Here is a 1,697-nt window from a genome sequence, read left to right as displayed (position 1 = left end):
GGCCGACCCGGCCGCGAACCTGCCCGGAGCCCGGGTGGTGGCGGACGAGGAGACGCTGCGCGCGGAGGTGCGCGAAGCCGTCGCCGAGCACCTCGGTCCGGTGCTCGACGGTTTCCGGCCCCGCCTGCGCCGCGGGCCGCGCGCCCTGTGGAACGTGGCGGCGGACGAGATCGTCGAGGGCCTCTGGTACGTCGGGGAGCTGCTGGGCGACGAGCCGCGGGCCCGAGCTGAGGCGGAACGGCTGCTGCCCGGCTCGGTCGGCCCCTACCCCAAGGGCGCCTCGTTCCGCGAACTGTCGGGACCCGACGGGGAGTCCCTCACCACCCGGGACCGCGCCGCCTGCTGCCTCTTCTACACACTGCGTCCCGAGGACACCTGTACGACGTGTCCGCGTACGTGTGACGCCACCAGAATCGCTCGCATGACCGCGTCCCGCTGACCCGTTCGACCCAGAACGGCCCCACCGGGCCCCAGCTGCCCCGTTCGACGGTTTCTTGCCGCGAAACCCCGTGCGGCCCGTCGAATCTCCGCCAGGATGCTCCGCGAAAGGGAAGCCACGGCCGAGAGCCGAACAAGGGGCACCGGAAATGAGACTGACGGACATATCGCTTAACTGGGTGCTGGCAGGTGCGGTGCTGCTCGCCGGCTTCCTCGGTGCGGTCGTGGTCATGGCACGCGGTCGCAAGCACGTGGAGGACCCGGCCCAGGCCGACTCCTGGGAGCGTGCCGAGGAACGCCGACGGCGCAAGGAGACCGTGTACGCGACGGCCTCCTATCTGCTCCTCTTCTGCTGTGCGGGAGTCGCCGCAGCACTCTCCTTCCACGGTCTGGTCGGCTTCGGCCGCCAGAACCTCAACCTGTCGGGCGGCTGGGAGTACCTCGTCCCCTTCGGCCTCGACGGCGCGGCGATGTTCTCGGCGGTCATCGCCGTCCGGGAGGCGAGCCACGGGGACGCGTCCCTGGGGTCGCGGCTGCTGGTGTGGGCCTTCGCCGGGGCCGCCGCCTGGTTCAACTGGGTGCACGCGCCGCGCGGCGACGAGCACGCCGGCGCGCCGCACTTCTTCGCCGGCATGTCGCTGTCGGCGGCGATCCTGTTCGACCGGGCGCTCAAGCAGACCCGCAAGGCCGCCCTGCGCGAACAGGGCCTGGTGCCGCGGCCGTTGCCGCAGATCCGGGTGGTGCGCTGGCTGCGCGCCCCGCGGGAGACCTTCCGCGCCTGGTCGTTGATGCTGCTGGAGGGCGTGCGCACGCTCGACGAGGCGGTCGACGAGGTGCGCGAGGACCGCCGGCAGCAGGAGCAGGAACGGCTGCGCCGCAAGGAACAGGGAAAGCTGGAGCGGGCACGGCTCAAGGCGCTGAGCCGGCAGCACCGCTGGAACCGGAACGGGAGGCAGGAACCACAACTGGAGGTGGAGATCGCGCCGGCGGCCCCGGAACCGGGTCAACTGCCGCTCCGGCAGCGGCCCGCGCTCCAGGCGGTGATCGACGAGAAGAAGAACGGCACCCGCCCGGACGCTTCGGCGCCGGGTGACCCGCTCGGCGACGAGTCGAGTCAGACCAGTCCGCGCCTGGACTCGCTGGAGGAGAAACTGGCCGCCATCGAGCGGCAGTTCGGCTGACGCCGCGGCGACCGCGCCGCAACGGCGCGGCCGGCCACGGCCGGGACCGAACGGATCGGGGGCGGCAGCCCGCAGGGG

General features: G+C 72.6%; 2 protein-coding genes. Both read left to right on the top strand.

What is annotated here, in order from left to right; genetic code table 11:
- On the top strand, positions 1 to 439 hold a 439-nt coding region (locus tag ACYVE9_RS25670; RefSeq protein WP_461030283.1), incomplete at its 5' end, for a (2Fe-2S)-binding protein.
- A 148-nt stretch (positions 440 to 587) separates the two neighbouring features.
- Entirely contained in the window at positions 588 to 1,619 is a 1,032-nt protein-coding gene (locus ACYVE9_RS25665; RefSeq protein WP_461030282.1) for a DUF2637 domain-containing protein, read from the top strand.
- Positions 1,620 to 1,697 lie beyond the last annotated feature (78 nt).

Source organism: Streptomyces sparsus, from assembly GCF_054776295.1.
The sequence above is the reverse complement of the archived record's forward strand: the minus strand, read 5'-3'. Positions and strand labels throughout refer to the sequence as shown.